General features: G+C 69.3%; 15 protein-coding genes and 1 riboswitch. All 15 genes read left to right on the forward strand.

Annotated features, from left to right (window positions below; all coding sequences use genetic code 11):
* The first annotated feature begins 23 nt into the window (after positions 1-23).
* The 15 genes from IPG05_12010 (at position 24) to IPG05_12080 (ending at position 17,916) form a co-directional block, all read left to right on the forward strand.
* Positions 24-1,265 carry a methionine adenosyltransferase gene (locus IPG05_12010; GenBank protein ID MBK6495803.1) on the forward strand — a complete coding sequence of 414 codons (1,242 nt, stop codon included), beginning with the start codon at positions 24-26 and terminating at the stop codon, positions 1,263-1,265.
* 8 nt (positions 1,266-1,273) lie between these two features.
* Positions 1,274-2,617 (forward strand): adenosylhomocysteinase, encoded by a 1,344-nt coding sequence (gene ahcY / locus IPG05_12015; GenBank protein MBK6495804.1) that lies wholly within the window; start codon positions 1,274-1,276, stop codon positions 2,615-2,617.
* Between the two features lie 7 nt (positions 2,618-2,624).
* Positions 2,625-3,740 (forward strand): hypothetical protein, encoded by a 1,116-nt coding sequence (locus IPG05_12020; GenBank protein ID MBK6495805.1) that lies wholly within the window; start codon positions 2,625-2,627, stop codon positions 3,738-3,740.
* Positions 3,741-3,752: 12 nt separating this feature from the next.
* Positions 3,753-3,936: riboswitch (cobalamin riboswitch) on the forward strand.
* 118 nt (positions 3,937-4,054) lie between these two features.
* Positions 4,055-5,050, forward strand: a complete 996-nt coding sequence (locus IPG05_12025) for an iron ABC transporter permease (GenBank protein ID MBK6495806.1) — start codon at positions 4,055-4,057, stop codon at positions 5,048-5,050.
* Positions 5,047-5,880: an ABC transporter ATP-binding protein gene (locus IPG05_12030; GenBank protein ID MBK6495807.1), complete on the forward strand. Its 834-nt coding sequence runs from the start codon at positions 5,047-5,049 to the stop codon at positions 5,878-5,880. The genes IPG05_12025 and IPG05_12030 overlap by 4 nt, the downstream gene beginning before the upstream one ends.
* Positions 5,877-7,847, forward strand: coding sequence for a TonB-dependent receptor (locus IPG05_12035; GenBank protein ID MBK6495808.1), 1,971 nt, complete (start codon positions 5,877-5,879; stop codon positions 7,845-7,847). Before IPG05_12030 ends, IPG05_12035 begins: the two co-directional genes overlap by 4 nt.
* 19 nt (positions 7,848-7,866) lie before the next feature.
* Positions 7,867-8,940, forward strand: coding sequence for a hypothetical protein (locus IPG05_12040; GenBank protein ID MBK6495809.1), 1,074 nt, complete (start codon positions 7,867-7,869; stop codon positions 8,938-8,940).
* A 4-nt stretch (positions 8,941-8,944) separates the two neighbouring features.
* Positions 8,945-9,694 carry a DNA repair protein RecO gene (recO, locus tag IPG05_12045; protein MBK6495810.1) on the forward strand — a complete coding sequence of 250 codons (750 nt, stop codon included), beginning with the start codon at positions 8,945-8,947 and terminating at the stop codon, positions 9,692-9,694.
* 108 nt (positions 9,695-9,802) lie between these two features.
* Positions 9,803-10,228 (forward strand): hypothetical protein, encoded by a 426-nt coding sequence (locus IPG05_12050; GenBank protein ID MBK6495811.1) that lies wholly within the window; start codon positions 9,803-9,805, stop codon positions 10,226-10,228.
* 135 nt (positions 10,229-10,363) lie between these two features.
* Positions 10,364-12,973 carry an ATP-dependent chaperone ClpB gene (gene clpB / locus IPG05_12055; GenBank protein MBK6495812.1) on the forward strand — a complete coding sequence of 870 codons (2,610 nt, stop codon included), beginning with the start codon at positions 10,364-10,366 and terminating at the stop codon, positions 12,971-12,973.
* 31 nt (positions 12,974-13,004) lie between these two features.
* On the forward strand, positions 13,005-13,433 hold the full coding sequence (locus IPG05_12060) for a nucleoside deaminase (protein MBK6495813.1): 429 nt from the start codon (positions 13,005-13,007) through the stop codon (positions 13,431-13,433).
* Entirely contained in the window at positions 13,434-14,540 is a 1,107-nt protein-coding gene (locus IPG05_12065) for a hypothetical protein (protein ID MBK6495814.1), read from the forward strand.
* A 69-nt stretch (positions 14,541-14,609) separates the two neighbouring features.
* On the forward strand, positions 14,610-15,836 hold the full coding sequence (locus IPG05_12070) for a response regulator (protein ID MBK6495815.1): 1,227 nt from the start codon (positions 14,610-14,612) through the stop codon (positions 15,834-15,836).
* Positions 15,833-17,461 carry a hypothetical protein gene (locus IPG05_12075; GenBank protein MBK6495816.1) on the forward strand — a complete coding sequence of 543 codons (1,629 nt, stop codon included), beginning with the start codon at positions 15,833-15,835 and terminating at the stop codon, positions 17,459-17,461. Before IPG05_12070 ends, IPG05_12075 begins: the two co-directional genes overlap by 4 nt.
* Positions 17,458-17,916 carry a copper chaperone PCu(A)C gene (locus IPG05_12080; GenBank protein MBK6495817.1) on the forward strand — a complete coding sequence of 153 codons (459 nt, stop codon included), beginning with the start codon at positions 17,458-17,460 and terminating at the stop codon, positions 17,914-17,916. The genes IPG05_12075 and IPG05_12080 overlap by 4 nt, the downstream gene beginning before the upstream one ends.
* The last annotated feature ends 75 nt before the right edge of the window (positions 17,917-17,991 follow it).

Consider the following 17,991-nt stretch of genomic DNA (forward strand, 5'->3'; position numbering starts at 1 on the left):
CTTCACTTCATTCGCGAGGCCCGATGTCATCGGCCGCACGCCACATCTTCACGTCCGAATCGGTCACGGAAGGGCACCCCGACAAGGTCGCCGACCAGATTTCCGACGCCGTACTCGATGCCATTCTCGCTCGCGATGCCGCGGCGCGGGTGGCCTGTGAAACGCTGGTCACCACCGGCATGGCCGTGGTGGCCGGCGAGATCACCACCTCGGCCTACGTCCACATCGCCGACATCGTGCGCGCCACGATCGAGCGCATCGGCTACACCGACTCGCAGTTCGGCTTTGATTACCGGACCTGCGCCGTCCTCTCGTCGATCGACCGGCAGTCGCCCGACATCGCACAGGGCGTCGACGGCAAGGGCCCCGACGACCAGGGCGCCGGCGACCAGGGGATGATGTTCGGCTACGCCTCGGACGAGACCGAGCAGTTGATGCCGTTGCCGATCGTCCTGTCGCACCGGTTGGCGGAGCGGCTGGCGGCCGTGCGCCGGGGCGGGAAGGGGATGCCCCGGCATGGCTGGCTCCGGCCGGACGGCAAGACGCAGGTCTCGGTCGAGTACGAGGGCGACCGGCCGATCGGCGTGAAGACGGTCGTGCTCTCGACGCAGCATGCGGACAAGGTCGGCAATCGCTCGCTGTCGCAGAAGACGATTCAGGGCGCCATGGTCGAGGACGTGATTGTCCCGGTGCTCGAGGAGTTCGGCTTCGACAGCAGCAAGACCAAGTTCCTCGTCAACCCGACCGGTCGCTTCGTCATCGGCGGCCCGCACGGTGACGCCGGCCTCACCGGCCGCAAGATCATCGTCGACACCTACGGCGGGATGGCCCGCCATGGCGGCGGCGCGTTCAGCGGCAAGGACCCGACGAAGGTCGACCGCTCGGCGGCCTACGCCGTGCGCCATGTCGCGAAGAACCTGGTCGCGGCCAAGCTGGCCCGGCGCTGCGAGGTGCAGGTCGCCTACGCCATCGGCGTCGCGCGCCCGGTCTCCGTCTTCGTGAATTCCTTCGGTACGGGTGTCGTGGCCGATGAGGTGCTCGAGCGCGCGGTGCGCGAGGTCTTCGACCTGCGCCCGGCCGTGCTCATTGCCGACCTCAAGCTGCGCCAACCGATCTATTCCGCGACCGCCGCCTATGGCCACTTCGGCCGCCCCTACGAAAAGGGGTTCTACGAAGATGCCGGCCACCGTCCGCAGCGCGTCGAGCGCTTCACCTGGGAGCGGACCGACCGGGTCCGCGAGCTTCGAACCGCCGTCAAGGCGTGAGGACCACCATGACCAGCATTGCCATTGACGCCCCGCACGACATCAAGGACCTCTCCCTCGCCGACGAGGGGAAGCGCCGCACCGAATGGGCCGAGCGCTCGATGCCGGTGTTGCGGCAGATCCGTGCGCGCTTCGCCACCGAACGTCCGCTCGCCGGCCGCAAGCTCTCCTGCTGCCTGCACGTCACGACCGAAACGGCGAACCTGATGATCACCCTGCGGGCCGCCGGTGCGGAGATCGCGCTCTGCGCGTCGAATCCGCTGTCGACTCAGGATGACGTCGCGGCCCACCTCGTCCGCGACCATGGCGTGCACGTCTACGCCATCAAGGGCGAGGACCACGAGACCTACTACACCCATCTGGCGCAGGCGCTCGCGTTCGGGCCGGACCTGACCCAGGACGACGGCGCCGACCTCGTCGGTGCGTTGATGATGGTCGCGCTGGGTCGCCTCGACGACCTCGCGCCGCCGATCAAGGCGATGGTCGAGGCCCTTTCGCCCGAGGAGCGGCTCGCGATGGTTGGCCGCGTGAAGGGCTCGACCGAGGAGACCACCACCGGCGTCATCCGCCTCAAGGCGATGGCGAAGGAAGGGATCCTCCGCTTCCCGATCCTCGCAGTCAACGACTCGCGCACCAAGCACATGTTCGACAACCGGTACGGCACCGGCCAGTCGACTCTCGACGGCATCATCCGCGCGACCAACATGCTGCTCGCGGGCAGCACGGTCGTGGTGGCCGGCTACGGCTGGTGCGGTCGCGGCTTTGCGATGCGCGCCCGCGGCGCCGGCGCCACGGTGGTGGTGACCGAGATCGATCCGGTGGCGGCGCTCGAGGCCAAGATGGACGGCTTCGAGGTGATGCCGATGGCGCAGGCGGCGCCGCTCGGCGACCTCTTCTGCACCCTGACCGGCAACATTCACGTGATCCGCGGCGAACACTTCGCCGCGATGAAGGACGGCGCGATCGTCGCCAACTCCGGGCACTTCAACGTCGAACTCGACCTGGAGTCGCTGGCCGGGCTCGCCACCAGCCGCAGCCATGTCCGCGACTTCGTCGAGGAGTTCGTGGTGAACGGCAAGCGGATCCTGGTGCTCGGCGAAGGCCGCCTGATCAACCTCGCCGCCGCCGAAGGCCACCCCGCCTCGGTGATGGACATGTCGTTCGCAAACCAGGCGCTTGCCGCCGAGTATCTGGTGCTGCAGGCTGGGAAGCTCGGCAACGAAGTGCACAAGCTGCCGCCGGCCGTCGACATCCAGATTGCGACGCTGAAGATGGCTGCGATGGGTGCCGCCTTCGACACGCTCACCGCCGAGCAGCAGCACTACCTCGCCAGCTGGGACGCGGGCACCTGAGCAGGTGATGTCACTGCTTGCCAGCGCCCTCGTGGCGATGGCCATCGGCGCGGCTGGCCCCGGAGGGATGGTGGCTGGCCGCGTCGTGCGTGTCGCCGCACCCGGCGACACCGTCGCCGCCGCCGGTGCGATGGTCGTGCTGCACTACGTCACGCCAAGCAAGCAGGGGCCAGTCGACTCGCTGCGCGTCGGGGCGGACGGCCGGTTTCGCTTTGCCCAACCGGCAGACACCACCGCCATCCTGCTGATCTCGTCGCGCTGGGATGGTGTGCAGTACTTCTCCACGCCGATCGGCAGCGCGCATGGCCAGCGAGACTCACTCGTCACGCTGGTGGTGTCCGACAGCGCCTCCTCGGCGCCGATTGCGCTGGCCGCGCGTCATCTCGTGATCAGCGCTCCGGCCGCCGACGGTACCCGCAGCGCCGTGGACCTGCTCATCCTGGCGAACGACGGCTACCAGACGCGCGTGCCACCGGACCTCTCCGCTGCTTCGTGGCGCTTCCTGATGCCGAAGACCGCGGTCAACCTCGTGCTGGGCGAGTCCGACTTCGCAGAGGAGGCGGTGCAGTTCCACGGCGACACGCTCGAGCTGCATGCAGCGGTGCCACCCGGGCAACGACAGCTGCTGGTGCACTATCAGATTCCACCGGCGACGCGCGCGCTCAGCGTGCCGTGGGCCGAGGGGACACCGGTCGTCAATGTCCTGCTCGAAGAGGCGGCCGCGACGGCGGGCGCACCGCTCGCGCGCGCCGATACGACCACGGTCGACGGCCGCCACTACACGCGATGGACCGGCGCCATGGTGGCTCCCGGGGCGATCCAGCTGCGCTTTGGCGGCGATGGACAGCTGCCAGGCTGGGTAGCCGAGGCCGTGGCGGGGTGTTTCGCCGTGGGGCTCATCGTGATGGCACTGCTGAGTGGACGCCGCGCGACCCGGCCACGGCGGCCGTCTGCGGTCACCGCGACGGTTTCGTCACCCGTCGACGAACTCCTCGACGCCATTGCCCGGCTTGATGCCGCGCATGCAGGGGGTGAAGCGGCTCACGACGCTGCGGAATGGCACCAGTATCAGTCAGCGCGCGCCGCATTGAAGGAGCAGGTGCGCACGCTCTTGCCGCCCTGATTCCGCGACGGTAGTTTGAGGCACAATTGAAGACCAGCGAATGGGGCAGCTCGGAAGTCCGGTGAAATGCCGGCGCGGCCCCGCCACTGTAACGGGCAGCAGTAAGACGTCGTTCATTGCGCCACTGGGGTAGTACCCCCGGGAAGGCGAACGACGAGCCCGGAGCCAGGAGACCTCTCCGTTCGCGCCACCAATAAACCCTCGGGGGAGGGGATGGTGGCGTGGTCGTGGAAGTCCGCGGAGCCGTGCGTCCGCGCCCATCTGCGTCTCACGTCCCGCCCGTCCTCGACCCCATGTCGGAGACGGGCCTTTTCGTGACTCCACGCGCCGCTCACCGTTTGCGCCACGCCCTCCCCGCACTCGCGGTGAGTGCGCTCGGCGTGATGGTGGCGGCGCTCTTCGTCGGCCCGGTCCTCCTCGCACCAGGCACGGTCCTGGCCGCACTTCGGGACGGGGCGGGGCAGGACGGTGCCATCATCCGGTCGCTGCGCTTGCCGCGCATCGTGCTGGCGTTCGGCGTCGGCGGCACGCTCGCGGCCTGTGGCGCCGCACTGCAGGCGATGGTGCGGAATCCCCTCGCCGAACCGTGGCTCCTCGGCCTCTCGGGTGGCGCGGCGCTCGGCGCGGTGATCGGCGTGGTGGCGGGCCTGCCGGCCGGCTGGAGTGTGTCCGCCAGTGCCACGATCGGCGCGCTCTCGGCCGTCGCCCTCGTCTATCGCATCACCGCCGTGGCCGGGCGTCGCCTCGATCCGCGAGTCCTCCTCCTTGCCGGTGTGGTGGTGTCCGCCTTCGCCGGCGCCGTCACCACCGCACTCCTCGCCGTGGCCGATCCCTTCGCCTTCCGCGCGGCGACGGTCTGGCTCTTCGGTGGCTTTGCCGGCGCGTCGTGGGACGCGGTGCTCCGCTTCGCGGTGATCGCGACCCCTCTGCTCGGCCTGCTCTGGTGGCTTGCTCGTGCGCTCGATCTCCTGGCCCTCGGCGAGGACACGGCGGCGATGCTGGGCGCCGATGTCGATCGCACGAGGCGCCTGGTCATCCTCACCACTTCGATCCTGACGGCGACCACGGTCAGTGTCGCCGGGACGATCGGCTTCGTGGGGCTGGTGGTGCCGCACGCCCTCCGCGGCCTGGTCGGCCCGTTGCACCGGCGCTTGTTGCCCGCCGTCTTTCTCGCCGGCGGCGCCTTCACCGTGCTGGCCGATGCCGTGGCGCGGACCGTCGTGCGGCCGGCGGAACTGCCGGTCGGCGTGATCACGGCGCTGGTCGGCGTGCCGCTCTTCGCGGTGTTGTTGCGACGGAGTCTGGCATGAAGCTCCAGGCCGATGCGCTCACCGTCCGATATCCTGGCGTCGCCACGGCGGCACTCGACGCCGTCTCGCTGACGCTGCAGCCCGGCGAAATCGTCGGCGTGGTCGGTCCCAATGGGAGCGGCAAGTCGACCTTGCTGCGTGCCTTGCTGGGGCTGCTGCCGCTGCACGCGGGAACGGTCGACCTCGACGGCCGCGCCATCGCGACCTGGTCGCGACGCGAGCTGGCCGAAGTGGTCGGCGCGTTGCCGCAGCGCGAGGAGTCGACCTTTCCGCTCACCGTGCTGGAGTCCGTGCTGCTCGGCCGCTGGTCGCGGCTCGGCCCGGTGGCGCCGGTGGCGGACGCCGATCATGCCGCCGTCGCCGCGACGCTCCGCCGCTGCGACGTCTCGGGACTCGAAGACCGTCGAGTCGACACGCTGTCCGGCGGCGAATGGCAGCGGGTGCGCGTGGCGCGCGCGCTCGTCGCCTCGCCGCGGCTGCTCCTGCTCGACGAGCCGACCGCCGCCCTCGACGTCGGGCACGAAATGGAACTGTTCGAATTGCTCCGCCGACTCGCCACCGAAGGGCTCGGCGTGCTCGTCATCACACACCAACTCAACCTCGCCGCCCGCTTCGCCGATCGCCTGATCCTCCTCGACCGTGGACGCACGGTCGCCGAGGGTCGGCCGCCCGAGGTCCTGCGCGAGGACGTGGTCTCCGCCGTCTTCGGCTGGCCGGTCGCCGTCACCTCGTGGTGCGACGGTGCCCCGCAAGTCGTCCCATTGCGACGCGCCGAAGCCGCCGAGAGCGGCCGGGCGCTTCCCCCTTTGCGAGAGGATCCTGCTCCATGAAGTCTCTGGTGTGCCGGGCGTTCTCCGGCCTGTTCGGCTGTCTGGTCGCCGTGTCGACGGCGAGTGCCCAGCGCGTGGTGCGTGACACCGCCGCGTTGGCCGATCTGGTCGTCACCGCGACACGGCTGCCGACCGCGGCGCCCGTCGCGGCGGCGACGACCGTCCTGCGTGGTGACGATCTGCGCGCGCGCGGCGTGCGCCTGGTGCAGGATGCCCTGCGTGAGGTCCCCGGCGTCGCGATCGTGCAGAACGGCTCGTACGGCGCGGTCACGTCGCTCTTTCTGCGCGGCGGCGAGAGCGACTACGTCAAGGTGCTCCTCGACGGGGTGCCGCTCAACGCGCCCGGCGGATCGCTCAACCTCGCCGATCTCACGACCGACGACATCGACCGGATCGAAGTGGTACGCGGGCCCGTCTCGGTGCTCTACGGTGCCGATGCGATGAGCGGCGTCATCCAGCTCTTCACGCGCCACGGGTCGGCACGGCGCAGTGGGTCGCTCGGGGTGCGCGGCGGGACGTTCGGCGCGCGCGACTGGAACGCGCGCATTGCGGGTGGCGGTGCGCAGACCGGCCTCTCGCTGTCGGGATCACGGTTCGCGAGTGACGGCATCTATCCGTTCAACAGCCGCTATGACAATCGGGTCGGGTCGGCGCGGCTCGATTGGCGTGCCAGCAACGGCGGCACCGTGGCGCTGACCGCACGGGGTGGCGATGTCTCGGCCGGGTATCCCACCGACTTTGCCGGGGTCCCCGTCGATCGGAATCAGCGCACCACGGAGCGGCGCCTCTCCCTCGGCGCCGAGGCGAGTGCCCCGCTCGGTCAACTCCTCACCGGGACGCTGCAAGGATTCGCGTCGCGACTCCGCGCCGGCGCCACCAATCGTTCCGATACCCCGGCGGACACCCTCGGGTATGGCTTCGACAGCGATCGCAGCGCAGTCACGTGGCGGCGAGGGATCGACGCACGCCTTGATTGGCGTCGGCTGCCGCAGGCGACGCTGTCGATCGGTGGCGGCGTGGAGCGGGAGGAGATCACCTCCACTGGCCGCACTCGGCAGAACTATGGGAGTGGCGCATTCGACGAGGCGACCGATTTCGCAGCCGACCGGAGCACTCGTCACGCGTATGCCCAGATGCTGGCAACACCGCACCGAAATGTCTCGATCCAGCTGGGGTCGCGCCTCGACGACAACTCCGCGTTCGGGAGCTTCTCCACGTGGCGCGCTGGTGCCTCCTGGCAGCTCCGTGCAGGGACTCGCGTGTGGGGCGCAGTGGGCACGGCCTTCAAGGCACCGACCTTTGCCGAACTGTTCGCCACCGATCCCTATGAAGTTGGCAATCCTGGGCTGGCACCCGAGCGGACCCGGAATGCAGAGGTCGCGGTGGCCCAACAGCTGAGCGGTCGCGCGACGATCGAGGTCACCGCCTTTGACCAGCGCTTCCGGCAGCTGATCCAGTACGTGGGCGCCGCACCGGGGCAGCCGACGTATGTGAACCTTGGCGCGGCACGGAGTCGAGGCATCGAGGCCTCGATGGTGGTCCGGGCCGAGGGAGGGCTCACCCTCCGCGGGCACTGGACCCGGCTCGCCACGGAAGTCTCCGACAGTGGCTCGGCATCGTCCCTGACCTTCCAGCAGGGCGCGCGGCTGCTCCGCCGCCCGCCGACGAGTGGCGGGGTCACCGCGACGCTGCAGCGGGCCGGGGTGACCCTGGGTGGCAGCCTGACCTACGTCGGGGAGCGGGACGACGTCGATTACCGGGATTTCCCCGCGACCCGGACCGCATTACCCTCCTACACCACCGTGGACCTCTCCCTTGAGCTCCCGGTCCGGCGCGCAGGGGCAGGTTCTCCCGGCGCCGCACTTACCTTCCGGGGCGAAAACCTGTTCGATGCGGCCTACGATCAGGTGGTCGGTTTCCCCGGTCGCGGGCGCACCCTCTTTGTGGGGGCCCAGCTCCGCTATTGATGTCATGAGGAATGTGACCATGCGCTTTCGGCCTGCCACCCTGTTGCTTGCGAGTTGCCTCGGCGCGTGCGCGGCGACCACGGGGCCGACGTCGCTCCCCACCGAGGTCCTGGTGGTGCTCGATCAGCAGGAGCGCGCCCTCAGGCTGGTGGCTGTCGATTCGACGGCCACCACGGTCACCATTCCGCTGGGCACCACGGTGGGATCCCCGACCACTCTGGCGGTGCGGGGGACCAAGGCCGCCGTCGGCATGAACGCGGGCGGCCTGATTCTGATCGTCGATCTCGTCACGCACCAGGTCGTTGCCCAGATCGTCACCTCGCTTGGCGACAACTCGCCGATCGCGTCGATTGCCTTCTCCGAGGAAGGGGATGGCTACGCCGCCTCGCCGGTCGCCAATCTGGTGACCCGATTCACCACCGCGGGTGCGGCGGAGCAGATCAATGGACTGACGCAGGGGCCGCAGGCCTTCGGCATGGCACGCGGCCGCGTCTTCTTCGTCAACGGCAACCGACTCGGCTGTTATCCGGTCCAGGTCAGCTGCGCCAACAACGCCAGCTGGCTTGCCCCGTTCGAGCGCGGGAAGAATCCGCTCGACTCCATCCCGCTCATCGGTCCGGGCAACGCGGTCGCCGCCGTCACGTCCAGCGACGGCCTCCTCTATGTGCTCAACGCCGGCAACGGTGGCACGGTCGAGGGTCGCCTCTCGGCGGTCGATCCGGTCCGTCAGCGCGAAGTGGCCTCGTATGGAGGTCTCGGTGTGGCACCGACCTACATGGTCTCGGATGGTGGCGATCGCCTCCTGATCGCGAGCGCGGCTGAGGGACTGATGGTCTTCAACACGCGGACGCGGGAGCTCGAGCGCGGCGCAGGATCGGGAATTCCATTGCTGCAGCCGCGCGGCCTCGCCAGCGACGGCCTGGGCCGCAGCTACGTGGTCGAAGCGGGGAGTTGCACTGTCGCCGGCGGCGCCGGCCGAGTGCGCGTCTTCGGCTCCGACCTGGTCGAACGCCGCACCATCGCCACCGGCGTCTGTCCGGTGGCCGCCGCTATCACCGAGATCCAGGCCGACCTCTTCCCACCGCTGAACTGAGCCGGTGGCGGGCTCCCCCACCATCACCCCAGCGATCGTCCTCGGGTCGATTCGATACGGGGAAACGTCGCGCATCGTTCGGCTGCTCACGCGCGACCTCGGGATGCTCAGCGCGATCGCGAAAGGGGCGCTGCGCCCCAAGAGCCGATTCGGCGCCTCCCTCCAACTCCTCAGCGAAGGTCAGGCCCACCTGCTCCAGTCGCGGAGTGGTGACCTCCACACCATGGTCGCCTTCGACCTGACAGGGTGGCATGGCGGCCTGGCGAACGACATGGGTCGGTTCCACGCGGCGTCCGCCCTGGCCGAGTTGGCAGTGCGCTTCGTGCCGCCGATCGGCAATCCCCCCCTCTTCGATGAAATCCGGCAGGCGGTGGCGCTCATCGAGCTCGCGCCCCTGGATGCCGTCGAGGTGGTGGGTCTGCGGGCGCTCTGGCGGCTGATCGGGGACCTCGGGCTGGGGCCGGCCCTCGAGCACTGCGCTCGCGACGGCGCCGACCTTCCCGAGGGGGCCGTCGCCTTCTCGCTCGGTGATGGTGGCTTCCTCTGCGCGGCCTGCGCCCGTGGGGCAGGTGCCGCGCGGCTGGCCGGGGAGGACCGGGCCGCCGTGGTGGCCCTGCTGACCCCGGGCGCCGACCTTCCGGTCCTGGATGCCCCCCACGCGGCTGCCCATCGACGGCTGCTGGCCCGCTGGGTCGGGCACCACCTGGCCGATGGGGAGCTTCCCGCCCTGGAGGCGTGGCGGCGCACGGGATAGTGGCCCGGGAGGCCCCGAGGTGGCACTATTCAGCTGTTCCATTCCCGAACCGTCACCCGACGGAGGCCTGTTCGAACCCACCATTGTGTGTTGCCTGAAGGAGTTTCCATGCGCCGACTGCTCTGGTCGGTGGTCGTGGCGATGCTCCTCGGGGTGGTGACCAGGCCAGCCGTTGCCCAACGGTCGTCCGATCGGCCCGTGATCTCGCTCGAGGAACCGCGCCCCAACCCCGTCCTTCCGGCGGCGCTCGTTCCGTTTGCCATCGATGCGGAGGTCTGCCGCAAGGATCACATTCCACGCGTCAGCGTGAAGGTCTACAATGTGCTTGCCAATCCGGTGGCCGCGTTGCGGTTGCGGGGACGGCGAACCACTCCGCTCGACAACAGTCCGTTGCGATGCGGGGCCTACGTGGCGGTGTGGGACGGCACCATCGATGGCGGGACGCGCGTTGCGCCGCCCGGGATCTACTACCTCCAGCTTGCCGTGGATGACCGGGCTCCACGCACCAGAAAGCTGATCGTGACCCAACCGTGAGGGACGCCTGTGCGTCCCTCGCGGCGTTTCAGGCATACACCGATACCTAGGGAGTCTCGGTTCGGCCATTCCGGCAGGTGCGGCGCGGCGCGTCCCTTGCCATCTTCCACGAGAGCCCAGGAGGGATGTCCGATGCTGAGACCAGAACGATTGACCGTGAAGGCGCAGGAAGCGGTGCGGGACGCGATCGAGCATGCCGGCAAGCGCGGCAACCCGGTCGTGAATGACGCGCACCTGCTCGCCGTGCTGCTGGCCCAGGACGATGGCATCGTGCCGCCGCTCCTCCGCAAGGCCGGGGTGACGGTGTCCCGCCTCAGCAATCTGGTCGAGGCCGAGGTCGCCACCTTCCCGAAGCAGGAGGGTGGCGACACTCAGCCGACGATCGATCGTGGCCTGTCGAAGCTCTTCGATCGCGCCGAGAAGCTCAGCAAGGAGTTCGGTGACGACTACGTCTCCACCGAGCATCTGCTGTTGGCGCTGACCGAGGAGAAGGGCACCACCGCGCGCCGCCTGCTCGAGGACGCCGGGTTGACCGCGAAGCAGTTGCGCGACGCGCTCGCCCAGCTGCGCGGGTCGCATCGCGTGACCGACCAGACGCCGGAAGAGAAGTATCAGGCGCTCGAACGCTTCACCCGCAACCTCACCCAATCGGCACGGGACGGAAAACTCGATCCCGTGATCGGTCGCGACGAGGAAGTACGGCGCGTGATGCAGGTGCTATCGCGGCGGACCAAGAACAACCCCGTCCTCATCGGCGAGCCCGGCGTCGGCAAGACGGCGATCGTCGAAGGGCTGGCGCAGCGGATCGTCAATGGCGACGTCCCTGACTCGCTCCGCAATCGCGAGGTCGTGGCGCTCGACATCGGGCTGCTGCTCGCGGGCGCGAAGTACCGCGGCGAATTCGAGGAGCGCCTCAAGGCGGTGGTCAAGGAATTGACCGACGCCGAGGGGCGCTACATCGTCTTCATCGACGAACTGCACACCCTGGTGGGCGCCGGGAAAGCGGAGGGTGCGGTCGACGCCTCCAACCTGCTCAAGCCGGCGCTGGCGCGCGGCGAGTTGCACGTGGTCGGCGCCACGACGCTCGACGAGTACCGCCTGCACGTCGAGAAGGACGCCGCGCTCGAGCGGCGCTTCCAGCCGGTCTACGTCGGCGAGCCGAGCGTGGAGGACACCATCGCCATCCTCCGCGGCCTCAAGGAGAAGTACGAGGTCCACCATGGCGTCCGGATCACCGACAACGCCCTGATCGCGGCGGCCACCCTCTCCAGTCGCTACATCGGCGACCGCTTCCTGCCGGACAAGGCGATCGACCTGATCGACGAGGCCGCCGCACGGCTCCGCATGGAGATCGACTCGCTGCCGCAGGAGATCGACGAGGTCGAGCGGCGCGTGCTGCAGCTCGAGATCGAGCGGCAATCGCTCCTGCGCGAGAAGGACAAGGCGTCCATCGAGCGTCGGTCGATCCTCGAGCAGGAGATCGCCGAGCAGCGGGAGAAGAGTGCCGGCATGAAGGCGCAGTGGCAGTCCGAAAAGTCTGCCATCGAGAAGATCCAGAAGAAGAAGGCCGAAGTGGAGCAGCTGCGCGCCGAGGTGGACCAGGCCACGCGCAGTGGCGATCTCCAGAAGGCCGGTGAGCTCCGCTACGGGCGCATTCCCGAGCTGGAGCGCGCACTCACCGTTGAGGAGGCGAAGCTCGGCGATGCCTCGCAGGGGGCGCGCTACCTCCGCGAGGAGGTGGACACCGAGGACATCGCATCGGTCGTCGCCAAGTGGACGGGGATTCCGGTCACCAAGATGCTGGAATCCGATCGGGCGCGGCTGACCCGCCTCGAGGCCGAGCTGGCCCGACGGGTCGTCGGACAGCCCGAGGCGATTGCCGCGGTATCGAATGCCGTGCGGAGGGCCCGGGCGGGACTGCAGGACACCGCGCGCCCGACCGGCTCCTTCATCTTCCTCGGCCCGACCGGTGTCGGCAAGACGGAGACGGCGCGGGCGCTCGCCGAGTTCCTCTTCGACGATGAACGGGCGATGGTGCGGCTCGACATGTCGGAGTACATGGAGAAGCACGCCGTCTCGCGGATGATCGGGGCACCCCCAGGGTACGTCGGCTACGAAGAGGGCGGCCAGCTGACCGAGGCGGTGCGGCGGCGGCCGTATTCCGTCCTGCTGTTCGATGAAATCGAGAAGGCGCATCCCGACGTCTTCAATCTGCTGCTGCAGGTGCTGGACGATGGCCGGCTGACCGACTCCCAGGGACGGGTGGTGGATTTCCGGAACACCGTCATCATCATGACAAGCAATCTGGGCGGGCGCTTCATCACCGCCGTGCGGGAGCCGGATCCGGTGGAGTGGCTCGAGATCGAGTCCAAGGTGCTCGAGGAGTTGCGGGCGCACTTCCGTCCCGAATTCCTCAACCGCGTGGATGACGTGATCGTCTTCCATCCGCTGACGCGCGAGGATCTCGATCAGATCGTGGCACTGCAGCTGGGGAAGTTGCGCGCGCTGATCGCCGGCAAGGGGATGGTGCTCGACGTGACCCCGGAGGCGATGTCGTGGATCGGGGACGCGGGGTACGATCCGCTCTACGGCGCGCGTCCGCTCAAGCGGGTCATTCAGCGCGAGCTGCAGAACCCGATCGCGATGGAGTTGCTCGCGGGCTCCTACGAGGAGGGCGACATCATCCGCGTCACCGTGGTGGGCGAGCAACTCACCTTCGAGCGGGTCTCGGCCGCGAGTGGGTGAAGCGCCACCCTCCGCCCTCGACCTCGCGGGGATGCGGCTGGCGCTCGCGCAGGCCGCAGCGGCCGCGGCGGCAGGCGAGGTCCCGGTCGGCGCCGTGGTCTGCGTGGGCGATCGGGTGCTCGCCGCCGCGCACAACCGGACCGTGGCGTCCGGCGATCCGACGGCCCACGCCGAGTGCCTCGCCATTCGCGAGGCACTCGGCGCATTGGGGAGTGATCGACTTCCCGATGCCACCCTGTACGTCACCCTTGAGCCGTGTGCTCAGTGTGCCGGTGCGATCATCCTCGCCAAGGTCGGTCGGGTGGTCTTCGGGGCGTGGGACGACAAGGCGGGGATGGCCGGTTCGGTGCACGACCTGCTGCGCCATCCGCGCCTGAACCACCACCCCGAGGTGCGGGGCGGGGTGCTCGCCGAAGCCTGCGGTGATATTCTTCGGCACTTCTTCCAGGATCGTCGCTGAGTGAAGCGCCTTGCTCTGCTCCTCGCCCTCGGGCTGGCAGCCGCCCCGGTGGCGGCCCAGCGTCCGGCCAATCACGTCATCTTCATCACGCTTGATGGCGTGCGACCCGAGGACCTCTTCGGCGGCGCCGACTCCCTCGTCCTCTTCGACAAGAAGGCCTCCGGCATCGTCGATACCACGGCCACCCGGGGTCGCTTCTGGCGCGGCTCGGTGGCCGAGCGTCGCCGGGTGCTGATGCCGTTCTTCTGGGATTCGCTGGTGCCCCAAGGTGCCCTCGTCGGCAGACTCGATGGGGCGCCGACCACCATCACCAACGGTCTCAAGTTTTCCGCACCTGGCTATCAGGAGCTGTTCACCGGGAAGGCGCAGCCCGACGTCACCTCCAACGACGATCGCCGCTACGCCCACCGGACCATCTTCGATGTCGTGCGTGACCGGCTGGCGACGAAGCACACCGATGTCGCTGCCTTCACCTCATGGGCCGTGCAGGGGCGGCTGGTCTCGAACCGACCGGAAGCCGTAGTCGTGAGCGCCTCGTTCGAGCCGCTGCCACCGGAGTCCCGCGTTGGGGCCGGAGCGGTGATCGAGCCGCTGCAGCGTCGGATCATTTATCCCGACGTCGCCATGCGCCTCGACGGCTTCACCCATGCCCTCGCCGCCGACTACCTCGTCCGGTACCATCCCCGACTGCTCCACATCGGGCATGGCGAGACCGACGAGGATGCGCATGCGCGCCGGTATGACCGCTACCTCGCGGCGATGCACGAGGCCGATGCGATGCTGCGGGAGTTGTGGCATACCATCCAGGCGGATCCGGTGCTTCGCGGGCGGACGGCGCTGGTGCTCACGACCGACCATGGGCGGGGCCGGACGCCGGCCGACTGGACATCGCACGGCAAGGATGTCGCGGGTGCGGAGCACATCTGGGTCTTCGCCGTCGGGGCAGGGGTGGCGCCGCGCGGCGTCGTGACCACCATCCCCACCACGCAATCACAGGTCGGCCCGACGATTCTCGCCTTGCTGGGCCTCGACCCGCGAGACCTCGCGGCGGATGCTGCCCAACCGGCGTGGCATCTGCTCGCGGCCACGCGCCCAAGTCGCCAGTGAAGCCCGTGGCCATCGGGCCGATAACCTGAACAGCGGCCGGTGCTGGCCGTCGTTCCCCTCGGAGGCGTCGTGAAGGTTCTGGTCGTTGATGATGATCCCACCATGCGGCGGCTGGTCGTCCGCCTCGCATCGCGTCACCCCCATGTCGAGATCACCGAAGCCGACAATGGCGTCGCCGCACTGGCAGCCGTCGAGGCAGAACGCCCCGACCTCGTGATCACCGATGTCACCATGCCGTACCTCGACGGGCTCGGCTTGCTCGAAGCGCTTCGCGGCTCGGCGGCCTACCGGGAATTGCCGGTCGTGGCCGTGTCGGCCATCTCCGACAAGGCGCTGGTGCTCCGCATGGTCGACCTCGGCATCGAGGACTATCTCCTCAAGCCGCTCGATCCCGCCACCGCCGGCCAACGATTCGATGAGTTGCTCGGCCGCGTCGAGGCACGGCGCGCCGCGCCCACGGCGGCGAGCACGACCCGCGACTCGCTGATGCTGATTGACCGCGAGCCCGGGTATGGTGCCGTCGTCCGTGCCGCCCTGGGGAGCCGGTTTGCGATCGTCGACGATCTCCCGGCCGCCGCGGCCTTTGCCTCCGCGATCGCTGCGCCGCCGCTGCTTGTCCTCCTCGGACAGGGCCTCGCCATGCCCTCCGAAGTGGTCATCGCTCGGACGCTCCGCGCCAGCGGGGCCAGCAAAGTGGTGCTGCTGACCGATCACGCCGTGACCGAAGGTGGCGACGCCTTCGATGCGATCGTCCAACGGACGCACGTGCCGCAGAAGCTGCTCGCGTCGCTGGAGTCGTTGATCGCCGGGCTGCGCGACGACGGCGGTCAGCTCACCAAGCATCTCGCGGCGGTGGGCGCCGACCTCGGTGTGGCCTGTCGACAGTCGCTCGGTATCCTGACAGGCCAGGAATCGTCGCTCGTCGAGGCAGGTGACGGCCCCACCGGAGAGCTCGTGAGCGTCCGCGTCTCGCTGACCCGCGTGGGCGGGAGCGAATCCGTGGCGCTGGTGTTGCGCATGACGGCCGCGGACGTGACCGCCCTGGCCGCACCCGATGGGGCCGACGAAGGCGCCGCCGACAAGTTGCTCCATGCCGTGGCCACCCCCGCCGCGGCCCGAGTGGCGCATGCCCTCTCGCAGCGGGGCTGGACCTTCAGCGCCAACGCCTCGACAGAGAACGCCGAGCCTGACACGGACGCCGCCGCTCGCGTGCTCGTTCGCACCGAAGGTGGCCAACTGCTCGAAGCCGTGCTCTCGGTCGACGCATCGCCGCCGGCGGCGGTGGCCGCCGGATGACGGTGCCACGGGTCGCCTCCACGTCGTCGGTCGCGACCCGACTCGAGATCGCGCTGATCGCCGCCGTCTGCGCGGCGCTCTGCATCGTGCTCGGATGGACCAGTCGCACGGCGCTCAACCCCGACGGCGTCTCCTATCTCGACATCGCGGCCCGGTTCTCGGCTGGTGATTGGTCCGGCGCCGTCCAGGGCTACTGGAGTCCACTCTACCCGCTGCTCCTCGCGGTGCTCGGCACCGCGACGGGCGCGACCGGTGCAACGCTCCTGGGGCAGGTGCATTTTCTGAATGTCGGTATCGCACTTGGCATCGTGGCGCTGCTCTGGCGAATGGCCCGAGTGCACGGCGACCCGATCGTCGCGCGCGCCCTCTTTGCGGCCTTCCTGCTCGCGTCGGCGCGGACCCCACGACTCGACGCCGTGACACCCGATCTGCTGCTGATTGGGGCGGTCCTCGGATTGGGCGGTGAGTTGCTCCGTGGCGCGGGCAGCCGATGGTACGCGCTGGGGGCGTGGTTCGGGGTGATCTTCCTGACCAAGACCAGCAGTTGGCCCTGGCTGCTCGTCACCGTGGCGATCCTGGCGATCGCCGGGGATCGTGCGATGCGCCGCACCCTTGTCCGCGCAGGTGGTGTGGCGCTTGTGGTGATGGCGCTGTGGGTGGTGCCGCTCTCGCTCAAGTCCGGTCGGCCGACGCTCGGCAGCGCGGGTGCCTTCAACGCCTGCTGGTATCTCGAACGGTGCGACTCGCGGACACCCGACGAACACTCCGGCGCCCATGCGCGCTACGGTGGGCTCCGTCTCGCCGACGGCGAACTGGTCACCGTGGCGGACTTCAGCAATACGCAATGGACGTATGCACCGTGGTCCGATCCGACGGCGTGGCAGGCCGAGGTCGGCAGCATCAACCGCGCACCGCTCGACCTCTTCGACCTGGTCGGCTACTGGAGTCGACAGGGCTGGGCGGTGATCTCGCTCTGGACCCCGCAACTGCTGCTCTTTGTCTTGTTCCCTGTGGCACTCCTCAGCAGGAGCCGCGGCCTGCTGGGCAGGGGCTGGCGGGAGCAACGGATGGCGGTGCTGCTGGTGGTGCTCGGCCTCGCTGGCGTGGCGCAGTTCATCGTGGTGCACGCCGAACCGCGACTGATCGCGCCGTTCGTCCTGCTGACGTCGATGGGTTGCCTCTGGTGGTGGCGCGCGCCGGGGATCGCCACATCAGCCCGGCCGTTTCGGTCGGAGGTCGTCCTGGTGCTGAGCTGGGTTGGACTCGTGTCTGCGGTGCTGCGCGGGGCGATCTACGTCCCGGAACTGATGAAGCGCGCAACAGAGGACACCGCGCGCTTCGAACGGTTGCGTCGGGCCGGAGACGCCGCGGTGCCCGGCGGATTGGCCGGACGCGCCGTCGTGGTGGTGGGTCCGGCCATCCCGGTCGTCTCCGACGCGTGGCTGTTCGGTGCCCGCATCGTGGCGCAGATCCCGCCAGGCTCGGCGGCGAGAATTCGCAACTGGACCCCGGCGCAGCAGCGGGAGATGCTCGGGCTGCTGGGGCAGGGAGATGGTGACGTGGCATGGATGACGGCAACCAACGGGTCGATTCTGATGGCCCCCATTGTTCGGAGCACCCGATGAAGGCTGGATGGACTGTCGTGGCGATGGCCAGTGTGCTCCTGCCCGGCTGTCGGCGGGCCCCCGAGGTCACCGGGGCGAGTGCCGCGGTGGGGGATGTCACCATCCGTGACGGAGTCGCCTGGGGGCTCGCCTCGAGCCGAAGTTCGACGATTGGGTTCCGCGCCTCTGCCGCCGTGGCCGACACGCTGATCGCCGTGGAGAGCCCCGACGGCCTCGCCACGCTGCACACGACGCTCGACGGCCGGATGGTGGACCTGACGGCCCTGCCCGTGGCGGGCGGTGCCACGGAGGTGCTGGGCGGGGGTGGTGCGCACATCATGCTCACGGAGGCGACGCACGGCTATGCGGCCGGCGATTCCGTGCGGATCGTGCTCCAGTGGGCACGGAGCGGGCGAGTGGCCTTCTCCGTGCCCCTGCGGAACTACTCCGATGCCTCGGGGCTGCTCGGCCGCTGACCAGGCCCAGGGCCGCCCCTCTTGATCGGCGGCCCGCTTCCGGCCATTTTGTCGTGCTCCTGTGCCTCCGGCACC

The sequence above is a fragment of the Gemmatimonadota bacterium genome (assembly GCA_016704275.1).
Classification (GTDB): Bacteria; Gemmatimonadota; Gemmatimonadetes; order Gemmatimonadales; family GWC2-71-9; genus Palsa-1233.

Excerpts from the sequence above, each read along its gene's own strand:
- IPG05_12010 (MBK6495803.1), top strand. The coding sequence starts at position 24 with ATGTCATCGGCCGCACGCCACATCTTCACGTCCGAATCGGTCACGGAA.
- IPG05_12075 (MBK6495816.1), top strand. The coding sequence starts at position 15,833 with ATGACGGTGCCACGGGTCGCCTCCACGTCGTCGGTCGCGACCCGACTC.
- IPG05_12030 (MBK6495807.1), top strand. The coding sequence starts at position 5,047 with ATGAAGCTCCAGGCCGATGCGCTCACCGTCCGATATCCTGGCGTCGCC.
- IPG05_12020 (MBK6495805.1), top strand. The coding sequence starts at position 2,625 with ATGTCACTGCTTGCCAGCGCCCTCGTGGCGATGGCCATCGGCGCGGCT.
- IPG05_12080 (MBK6495817.1), top strand. The coding sequence starts at position 17,458 with ATGAAGGCTGGATGGACTGTCGTGGCGATGGCCAGTGTGCTCCTGCCC.
- IPG05_12060 (MBK6495813.1), top strand. The coding sequence starts at position 13,005 with ATGCGGCTGGCGCTCGCGCAGGCCGCAGCGGCCGCGGCGGCAGGCGAG.
- IPG05_12040 (MBK6495809.1), top strand. The coding sequence starts at position 7,867 with ATGCGCTTTCGGCCTGCCACCCTGTTGCTTGCGAGTTGCCTCGGCGCG.
- ahcY (MBK6495804.1), top strand. The coding sequence starts at position 1,274 with ATGACCAGCATTGCCATTGACGCCCCGCACGACATCAAGGACCTCTCC.
- IPG05_12050 (MBK6495811.1), top strand. The coding sequence starts at position 9,803 with ATGCGCCGACTGCTCTGGTCGGTGGTCGTGGCGATGCTCCTCGGGGTG.
- IPG05_12035 (MBK6495808.1), top strand. The coding sequence starts at position 5,877 with ATGAAGTCTCTGGTGTGCCGGGCGTTCTCCGGCCTGTTCGGCTGTCTG.